This window comes from Halobacterium sp. CBA1126 (genome assembly GCF_009741975.1).
GTDB lineage: Archaea > Halobacteriota > Halobacteria > Halobacteriales > Halobacteriaceae > Halobacterium.
In genome coordinates this window covers 1-8,038 of the sequence record NZ_WPCF01000109.1, presented here as the reverse complement: position 1 = coordinate 8,038, position 8,038 = coordinate 1, and the positions used below count along the sequence as shown (strand labels likewise).

Genomic DNA, 8,038 nt, shown 5'->3' with positions numbered 1-8,038 from the left:
CAGCGTCTCCGCGAGCGCGCCGGGCTCCCGCAGGGGGTCCGCGAGCACGGAGCGCTGGTCGCCCCGGCAGACGGTCGCGCCCGGCGAGAACGCCCGCAGGTCCAGCGCGTCGAAGTCGAGCTCGCGGCGCGCCGCGGGGTACGCCGTGAACAGCACCTGGAAGCCGCGGTCGAAGACGAAGCCGTCGCCCCGTCTGGACCGCACGCGCCCGCCGACGTCCTCGTTGCGCTCGAACAGCGTCACGTCGAAGCCGTCCGCGGCGAGGTGGCGCGCCGCCGTCAGCCCCGCCAGCCCGCCGCCGACGACCGCGACCCGAGAGTCGGACATGCCCGGACGTTCGCCCGCGGGCGACAAGAACGTGCGGGCTCGCCGGCCGGAAGGGACAGGGCTTTTCGCGCCCGCTGCGAAGGCCCGCGCATGGAGACGACGCCGGCCTTCGAGGGGCTTCGGTGCGTAGACTGCGAGGCGACGTTCGACGCGGCCGAGGCGACCCACCGCTGTCCGGACTGCGGCGGCATCCTCGACCCGACCTACGACTACGACGCCCTCGACGTGACCCGGGCGACCTTCGAGTCGCGGCGCTTCGACTCGATGTGGCGCTACGAGGAGCTGCTGCCGTTCGCCCGCGAGTCGGCGGTGTCGATGGGCGAGGGCGCCACCGCGCTCGTGGAGTGTCCGACGCTCGCCGACGAGATGGGCGTCGGCGAGGTGTACCTCAAGGACGAGGGCCGCAACCCCACGGGGACGTTCAAGGACCGCGGGCAGACCGTCGCGGTGACCGCCGCCGCCCAGCACGGCGCCAGCGACGTCGCGCTCGCGTCGGCGGGCAACGCCGGGCAGTCCGCCGCGGCGTACGCGGGCCGGGCGGGCATCGACTCGCACGTCTTCCTGCCGTCGCGGTCGGGGTTCGCGAACAAGGCGATGGTGAACGTCCACGGCGGCGACATGACCATCGTGGAGGGGCGCATCGGCGACGCGGGCGCGGCCTTCGACGACGCGATGGACGAGCACGACGACTGGTACTCCGTGCAGACGTTCGAGACGCCGTACCGCCACGAGGGCAAGAAGACGATGTACTACGAGACCGCCGAACAGCTCGACTGGGAGACCCCCGACCACGTGGTCTACCCGACGGGCGGCGGCGTCGGCCTCGTCGGCATGCACAAGGCCGCGAAGGAGCTCCGCGACCTCGGCCTCGCCGACGACCTCCCGAAGCTGTACGCCGCGCAGGCGGAGGGCTGCGCGCCCATCGTCCGCGCGTTCCAGGAGGGCCGGGACGTCCACGAGCCGTGGGACACCCCCGACACCATCTGCGGCGGCATCGAGATTCCCGACCCGGGCGCCAGCCCGCTCGTCCTCGAGGCGCTCCGCGAGAGCGACGGCGGCGCGGTCGCGACCAGCGACGAGGAGATTCTGGACGCCGCGACGACCGTCGCCGCCCACGAGGGCCTGGAGATGGGTGCGACGTGCGCGGCCGCCGCGTCCGGCGCCTCCGCGCTCGCCGACGACGGCGCGTTCGGCGAGGACGACACGGTGGTCATCCTGAACACGGGCAGCGCGAACAAGGACGCCGACGTGCTCCGCTCGCACCTCATGAGCAAGGGAATCTAGGCGTCAGCCGAGCACGTAGAGCCCGGGCGTCTCACTGGTCTCGACGAACACGCGGCCGTCCGTAACGCCGACGACCTCGGCCCAGCCGACCGGCAGCGACTTCCGCCACTGTTCTTCGCCGCTCGTCGCGTCCAGCGCGGCGACGACAGTACCCTCGTCCGGTGACCACGTGACGTACACGGACGACGCTGCGGCCGCCAGAGACGTCGTGCGCGCCGGTAGCGTCGATTCCCAGTTCGGTCCACCGAGCTGCGGCCCGAGCCCGCGAACTGTCGTTCCCGTCGCGGTGAACGCCTGCTCGCTATCGACCGCGAGCCCGTCGAACCACACGCCCGTGTACGTCCGACGAGCCTCCTGGGAGCCGTCGTCGAGCGAGAGGACGTGCTGGAACGCGCCGAACGCTCCGTTCACGTCCCTAACGCCGGTCCCGACGTGGACGCGGTCGTCGTGGACGGCGACGCGCTGGACGTTCCCGGGGACGCTGAACCGCCACTGTTCGCTGCCGGTCGCGGCGTCGTACGCGACGAGCGTCGAACGCTCGGCCACTCCGTCTGTGTCGGGTTGCGCCCGGTACCGGTCGGTGAACGCCGCGACGACGGTCTCTTGCGTGGCGGCCGTCACCGGCGAATACGACGCAGGTTCGCTCGCTGACCACGCCGCGTCGCCGCTGGGAGCGACTGCCGCCACGGTTTCCGTGGCGGTCCGCGCGAGCAGGCGCTGGTCGGCGACCGCCAACGCCTCGCCGCCGGACACCGACCAGACGCGGTCGCCCGACGAGCGCGCGAGCGCGTCGAGGCCGCCGTCCATCGACTCCGCGACCACGACCTCGTCGGCGAGCACCACCGGGTCGTAGTAGCCGGCCTCGGACCGCCAGCGCACGCTCCCGTCCGGGTTCACCGCGGTCAGCGTGTGCGTGTCGAGGACGAAGCCGCCGCCGTCCGCGGTGAAGACGCCGGCGTCGTACTGGGGGAACGTGCGCTCGCGCCACTGGCGGGTCGGGTCGCGGTCGACGCCGGCGACGTCGTTCGCCGCGGTGCCGCGACCGCCGCCGTAGCGCGTCGCCCACGCACCCGACGCGGGTTCGACGACTCGTCGCTCGTCCCCGCGCTGGAGGGCGTTGCAGCCGGCGAGCCCGGCGGCCGCCGCGGTCGCGAGGCCTCCGAGGAGGGCGCGCCTCGTCTGGACCATACCCGACACTCGCCCGGCGGCAGGACGTATTTTGTGGTCCCGACGCTCGGCGGCAGTAGCGAATCGAGAAGAACGGTCGTCGACGGGGCGGCGTCGTCAGGCCGACGCGGGCTGGTCCGCGCCGGTGCCGCTGCCGCCGGTCGAACCGAGCTCGCGCTTGTTCTTCAGCGCGAGCGCGGCGAACAGCACGAGGCCGGCGCCGCGCATCGTCAGGTCCAGCAGGAGCGCGTTGACGGAGACGGTGACGCCGACGAACCCGAGCAGGTCGAAGACGGACGTCGAGAGGAGCGCGGGCGCCATCAGGAGCAGCGAGCTGAGCGCGAAGCCGGTCCGCTCGGCCCGGTTGACGTCGGTGTACAGCGTCCCGATGACGGTCGCGCCGAGCGCGATGACCCCGAGGAAGACCCCGGCGATGGGGACCAGGATCTCGGGGACCGAGTACGTCAGGTCCGTGAGGTCGCTGAAGTTCACCATGCGGTAGCGCTCCCGGAGCGGGAGGTCGGCGGCGTTGGCCTTCTCCCGGAGCAAGACGATGCCGGGCGCGAGCACGAACGCGAACGGCACGATGGCCTTGTTCAGCGACAGCGAGAACGCCTTCACGCCGGTCTCGAACGGGTCGGACTTCGCGACCCCGCTGGCCGCGTACGCCGCGACGGCGACCGGCGGCGTGATGTCCGCGATGACGCCGAAGTAGAGGATGAACAGGTGCGCCGCCAGCAGCGGGATGCCGAACTCCACGAGCGGCGTCGCGAGCATCGAGATGAGGATGATGTACGTCACCGTCGTCGGCATCCCCATGCCGAGGATGATGCTCGCGACGGCGGTCACGAGCAGCATCACGACGATGGAGCCGCCGGAGAGCGCGAGCAGCAGCGACGTGAGGTTCGGCCCGAGCCCGGAGACGCTGATGACCCCGGGGATGATGCCGGCGGCCGCGACCGCGATGACGACCGGGACGGCCGTCCGGGCGCCCTCGTCCATCGACTTCACGACGAAGGTGCCGGTGCGGAACAGCTGGTTCTGCCCGAGGTCGCGGCCCGCGCGGTCGCCGGCCGCCTCCGCGGTGTTCTGCACGGTCGGGTTCAGGTCCAGTAGCTTCGACTGCACGTCGCTGTAGACGGCCATCGTCACGACGCCCGCGAGCATCGCGTACCAGCTGGCGCGCGGCGCGACGATGCCGGCCGCTTCACCGACCGGGATGCCCGCGCCGCCCGCGCCGCCGAGCAACCCAGTCACCGGAACGCCGGCGACGACGAAGCTCAGGAGGTCCGCGCCCATGATGACGGCGAACGAGCCGACGAGGAACGCCCGCGTCCGCTCGCTGTACGCCGCGAGGAACGTGATGAGCGCGACGAGCGCGACAAGCGTGAACCACGCCGACCGGGAGACCGAGAGCCGCTCGATGATGAGGTAGTACAGCAGCAGGAAGATGGGGACGAGGTAGAACCACCCGCGCGTCAGGTGCTCGCGCATGGACGCGGTCTCGACGTCGTCGACGCCGCCGATGTCCTCCTGGACGGCCTTCAGGTGGACCATCACCCAGACGCCGAAGAAGAACACGATCGCGGGCACCGTCGCGAGCAGGATGATGTCGCGGAACGGCGTCGCCGTGTACTGGACCATCAGGAACGCCGCGGCGCCCATCACCGGCGGGAGAATCTGGCCGCCGGAGGACGCCGAGGACTCGACCGCGCCGGAGAACTCCGGCGAGTACCCCGAGCGCTTCATCAGCGGGATGGTGAACGCGCCCGTGGTGACCGTGTTCGCGATCGAGGACCCGGAGATGGTGCCCATGAAGCCGCTCGCAAGGATAGAGGCCTTCGCGGGGCCGCCCTTGCGCTTGCCGGTCGCGGCGTACGCGAGGTCGATGAACCACTGGCCGGCGCCGCTCATCTCGAGGAACGCGCCGAACAGGATGAAGATGTAGATGAAGCTCACGGAGACCGTCACCGGCACGCCGAAGACGCCGTTCTCCGTGTTGTACCAGAGGTTCTGGACGATGTCCGGCCAGTCGAGCGGGGGAATCGCGAGCAGCCCGAGGAACGGCGTGTCGCCGCTGATGAGGAACCCCCACCGCGCGTAGACGATGAACGTCGCGACGATGAGCATCAGCGGCAGACCGAGCGTCCGCCGCGTCGCCTCGAGCACGAGGAGGATGCCGGTCGCGCCCAACAGGAGGGCGTACGAGTACTCGGTGACGAACGGGAGCCCGCCCAGGACGGGCTCGAGGAACGGGTAGACGCCAGTGACCGTCCGGCCGGCGTCCAGCCCGAACGCGCGCATCCGCTGGATCTCCGCGAACTCCGTGAGGAAGTACACCGCGGTCAGCGCGGCGAAGCCCATGCAGACCACGTCGAACGGCGTGACGCGGCTCCGGTCGGGGTCGACGAACGCCCAGCGGAAGGCCCCCCGGACGCCGTCGACGACGCGGGTCGCGGGGTTGTTCTCGCCGAGCCGCGCGGTCGCGTCGTCGACCGCCGCGCCGAGACGCTCGGAGATGGCGCCGTCGCCCATCGTCGCGGGGAACATCAGGAACGTCAGCACCAGCGCGAACGCGACGTGGATGGCGTTCGCCTGCAGGAGCTGGAGGCCCACCTCGATGTCCGCGACCAGCGGGAGCGGAATCGTGAAGTAGAAGCTCTGTGACGCCAGCGCCAGCTGGAACAGTGAGAAGAGGATGCCGATGGCCGAGACGGCGAGGGCGGCCAGTCCCTTCAGCGACCGCCGCCGTTCGATCTCGTCGATGAGTTCGTCGGCTTCCTCTCTGGAGAGTTGCTCTTCGTCACCGTCGGCGTGGTTGTTCGTGCTCATAGGAGTACGTCAGTTATCGTCCGCCGTTCGACGTGAATGCGGACGTCACTCGCGTTCGTCTTCGCCACTAGGTCAATCCGTCGGTCGTCGACGACGAGCGTGTGGTCCGCGATTCGGCCCGGGGAGACCGACAGCGAGTCGAGGGTGATGATGGGTTCTGGCGGGTCGTAGACGAACGTCCCGTTGACGTTCGTGACGTTCACGCGCGACGGGAGCCCCCAGCCGTAGGACTCGAACTCCATCCGCGTGTTCACGAGCGCGTCGCCGTCGACGCGGTAGACGTCGTTCACGGGCGTCTTCTCGACGCTGTGCATGTACTGTAGCTGGACGGTGCTCCCGTCATCGACCGGCTCGGTGACGTACCGTTCGCCGGTGTCGACGTCCTCGACGACGAGGACTTTGCCGGTGGAGAGAGCGGCCGCACCGCCCGCGAGCGCGACCAGGACGACGGCGACGGCCGCCAGCGCTACGGCGACTCGCTTCCGTCGTGTGATTCGGTCGGTCACGGTGAGTGGTGGAGCGGGTTATCGCCGGGGCACCGCGGTGGAAACGAGAGTCGGTGCCGCGGTGGTGTCTTTACGCGTCGAAGTACGCCGCCGCGCCGTCGTGGAGATCGATGGACATCCCGTCCTGCGCGCTGTCGACGGAGATGAAGTCCGTCTTGATGGTGAGCTCGTCGAGGTTGTCGAAGATGGCCGCGGTGACCGTCTCGACGGTGTCGGCGTCCACGCCGGCGTGCGTGGCGATCATCGCCTGCACGGCGACGGTCTCGATGGCCTCGTCGACGCCGGTGTACGTGCCGGCGGGGATGGTGTCGTCCGCGAACCAGGAGGCCGCGTCCTTGACCGCTTCGCGGTTCTCGCCCTGAATCGGGACGATCTGGACGTCGTTGGTGTTCGCGAGGTCCTCGATGGCGCCGACCGGCCAGCCGCCGACGACGAACGCCGCGTCGATGTCGCCGTTCGCGAGCTGTTCGGACGCCTGCGAGAAGCCGGCGTTCTGCTCGTTGTAGTCGGTGATGCCGACCGCTTCGAGGATCTGGTTGGCGTTGACCTGCGTGCCGGAGCCGAGGTCGCCGGTGTTGATGGTCGCGCCGCTGAGGTCGCTCAGCGTCTCGATGTCGGTGTCCTGGAGGGTGACGACCGTGATGGTCTCGGGGTACAGCGTCGCCACGCCCTCGAGGTTCTCGATGGCGTTCCCTTCGAACGTGTCGATGCCGGTGCCGTTCTTCGCGAAGTACGCGATGTCGTTCTGGATGAGCGCGAAGTCCGCGGACGCGTCGGCGAGGCTGCCGACGTTCTCGACGCTGGCGCCCGTCGACTGGACGTTCAGCGAGTAGTCGGTGTTCGCCTCGACGATGGTCTTGATCTCGTTCGAGAGCGGGTAGTACGTGCCACCGGTGCCGCCGGCGTGCCAGCTGAGGCGGGTGCTCCCGCTGCCGCCCTGCGTCGTGGTGGTGTCGCCGTCCTGGGTCGTGCCGTCGCCGTCGCCGTCGCCGCCGTTGCCGCTACAGCCAGCGAGCGCCGCGACGCCCGCAATACCTGTCGCTTCGAGGAACCGACGACGTGTCTTTTCGGATGACATACAGTGTCATAATGCGCGGAAGGTTTATATCCCTATCGAGTCCGGTCCGTCGATAGACCGAATCTACAGCTACGCTGCACCGAACCCCACGTCCGTACACCACAGACTGCCGATACACGCCCTCCAATCGGCGATTTCGGCAGGCATCTCCGCTTCCACCGTCCGGGGCCTCGACGCCCCTCGACTCCAGCCCCGTCGTTGTCGGGCTGGTAACCAGTCACACATCTTTTCATTACCGGGATTCCTCAGTTGTACAACATGCGAAACCTCGGGATTCGGACTCGTGAGCTCGCATCTCCCCCGCTGGCGTCGGGGACTCCCACCTCCGCCGGCGCGACAGTCGGCAACCGGCGCTCTGTCGGCGGTTTGTCCACCACCAACTATTTGTTTTAGACGCGTCTAAATCCGGCAACGGATGCTCTCCGACGTCATGGAGGACTACCTGAAAGCCGTCTACGCGCTCCAGCGCGAGCACGGCCCGCCGGTGAAGACCTCCGCCATCGCCGACTACCTCGACGTCACGCCCCCCACGGTCACCAGCATGGTCGAGAAGCTCGAAGAGCGCGGCCTCGTCGCGCGCGAGAAGTACAAGGGCGTCGAACTCACCCCCGAGGGCGAGACCGTCGCCCTCGAGGTGCTGCGCCACCACCGCCTCCTCGAGTCCTTCCTCGCGGACCACCTCGACTACGAGTACGACGAGGTCCACGACGAGCGACGCGCTCGAACACCACATCAGCGAGGAGTTCGAGCGCCGGCTCGCGCGCAAGCTCGACGACCCCACCGTCGACCCCCACGGCGACCCCATCCCGAGCGCCGACCTCGAACCCCCCGAACACCCCGACAC

Annotated in this window: 6 protein-coding genes and 1 pseudogene; 2 read left to right on the top strand and 5 right to left on the bottom strand. The window is 69.6% G+C overall.

Translation table 11 applies throughout. From position 1 onward, the window contains the following. On the bottom strand, positions 1-354 hold a 354-nt coding region (locus tag GJ634_RS12765; protein ID WP_269449538.1), incomplete at its 3' end, for an FAD-dependent oxidoreductase. Positions 355-417: 63 nt separating this feature from the next. Here GJ634_RS12765 and GJ634_RS12760 point away from each other — a divergent pair. Further along, entirely contained in the window at positions 418-1,611 is a 1,194-nt protein-coding gene (locus tag GJ634_RS12760) for a threonine synthase (RefSeq protein WP_157503206.1), read from the top strand. 3 nt (positions 1,612-1,614) lie between these two features. Here the strand turns inward: GJ634_RS12760 and GJ634_RS12755 are convergent, their stop codons facing one another. The 4 genes from GJ634_RS12755 to GJ634_RS12740 all read right to left on the bottom strand — a co-directional run bounded on the left by GJ634_RS12755 (position 1,615) and on the right by GJ634_RS12740 (position 7,194). Further along, the gene (locus tag GJ634_RS12755) at positions 1,615-2,799 is read right to left on the bottom strand and encodes a PQQ-binding-like beta-propeller repeat protein (RefSeq protein ID WP_157503204.1); all 1,185 of its coding nucleotides are present in this window, start codon (positions 2,797-2,799) and stop codon (positions 1,615-1,617) included. Between the two features lie 96 nt (positions 2,800-2,895). Then, positions 2,896-5,610 carry a TRAP transporter permease gene (locus GJ634_RS12750; RefSeq protein ID WP_157503202.1) on the bottom strand — a complete coding sequence of 905 codons (2,715 nt, stop codon included), beginning with the start codon at positions 5,608-5,610 and terminating at the stop codon, positions 2,896-2,898. Continuing rightward, positions 5,607-6,116, bottom strand: a complete 510-nt coding sequence (locus tag GJ634_RS12745; protein WP_331714170.1) for a DUF1850 domain-containing protein — start codon at positions 6,114-6,116, stop codon at positions 5,607-5,609. Before GJ634_RS12745 ends, GJ634_RS12750 begins: the two co-directional genes overlap by 4 nt. A gap of 70 nt (positions 6,117-6,186) precedes the next feature. Then, on the bottom strand, positions 6,187-7,194 hold the full coding sequence (locus GJ634_RS12740) for a TAXI family TRAP transporter solute-binding subunit (RefSeq protein WP_157503200.1): 1,008 nt from the start codon (positions 7,192-7,194) through the stop codon (positions 6,187-6,189). A 415-nt stretch (positions 7,195-7,609) separates the two neighbouring features. Between GJ634_RS12740 and GJ634_RS12735 the strand changes: the two are divergent. Beyond that, positions 7,610-8,038 (top strand): annotated as a pseudogene (locus GJ634_RS12735) (metal-dependent transcriptional regulator); the annotation flags it as partial.

Bases quoted from the DNA above. Each gene is read 5' to 3' on its own strand.
- GJ634_RS12760 (WP_157503206.1), top strand. From the start codon at position 418: ATGGAGACGACGCCGGCCTTCGAGGGGCTTCGGTGCGTAGACTGCGAG.
- GJ634_RS12750 (WP_157503202.1), bottom strand. From the start codon at position 5,610: ATGAGCACGAACAACCACGCCGACGGTGACGAAGAGCAACTCTCCAGA.
- GJ634_RS12755 (WP_157503204.1), bottom strand. From the start codon at position 2,799: ATGGTCCAGACGAGGCGCGCCCTCCTCGGAGGCCTCGCGACCGCGGCG.
- GJ634_RS12740 (WP_157503200.1), bottom strand. From the start codon at position 7,194: ATGTCATCCGAAAAGACACGTCGTCGGTTCCTCGAAGCGACAGGTATT.